At 66.0% G+C, this 915-nt stretch carries 1 pseudogene; it reads right to left on the bottom strand.

Annotated features, from left to right (window positions below):
• Positions 1–35: 35 nt before the first annotated feature.
• Positions 36–915, bottom strand: a pseudogene (locus K206_RS39055) (excinuclease ABC subunit UvrA); the annotation flags it as partial.

Genomic DNA, 915 nt, shown 5'->3' with positions numbered 1-915 from the left:
GCCTCAAGGCCCACAACAGCCCGGACAAGGATCCCTCACCCCTTCGCCAACAACGGCGCCAAATACTTCCCCGTAAAACTAGCCCGACTCTTCGCCACCGTCTCCGGCGTCCCCTTGGCAATCACCTGTCCGCCGCCGGCGCCACCCTCCGGCCCCATGTCGAGCAGCCAGTCGGCGGTCTTGATGACGTCCAGGTTGTGTTCGATGATGACCACCGTATTCCCCTGGTCGCGCAGCTTGTGGATGACCTTGAGCAGCAGCTCGATGTCGTGGAAATGCAAACCGGTGGTGGGTTCGTCGAGGATGTAGAGCGTGCGGCCGGTGTCGCGCTTGGACAGTTCCAGCGAGAGCTTCACGCGCTGCGCTTCGCCGCCGGACAGCGTGGTGGCGGACTGCCCCAGGCGGATATAGCCCAGGCCCACGTCGAGCAGCGTCTTGAGCTTGCGCCGCACCACCGGCACCGCGCTGAAGAACTCGTGCGCCTGCTCCACGGTCATGTCCAGCGTTTCGTGGATGTTCTTGCCCTTGTAGAGCACCTCCAGCGTCTCGCGGTTGTAGCGCTTGCCGTGGCACACGTCGCACGGCACGTACACGTCCGGCAGGAAGTGCATTTCCACCTTGAGCACGCCGTCGCCCTGGCAGGCTTCGCAGCGCCCGCCCTTGACGTTGAACGAGAAGCGGCCCGGGTCGTAGCCGCGTTCCTTGGCGGCGGGCACGCCGGCGAACAGTTCGCGGATCGGCGTGAACAGGCCGGTGTAGGTGGCGGGGTTGGAGCGCGGGGTGCGGCCGATCGGGCTCTGGTCGACGTTGATGACCTTGTCGAAGTGTTCCAGCCCCTCGATGCGGTCGTGCGGCGCGGGCTCGGCCGTGGAGCCGTACAGGTGGCGCGCCACCGCGTGGTAGAGCGTGTCGTTG

The organism is Cupriavidus sp. WS (assembly GCF_000395345.1).
Taxonomy (GTDB): domain Bacteria; phylum Pseudomonadota; class Gammaproteobacteria; order Burkholderiales; family Burkholderiaceae; genus Cupriavidus; species Cupriavidus basilensis_B.
This window is presented reverse-complemented; position numbering and strand designations above follow the sequence as displayed.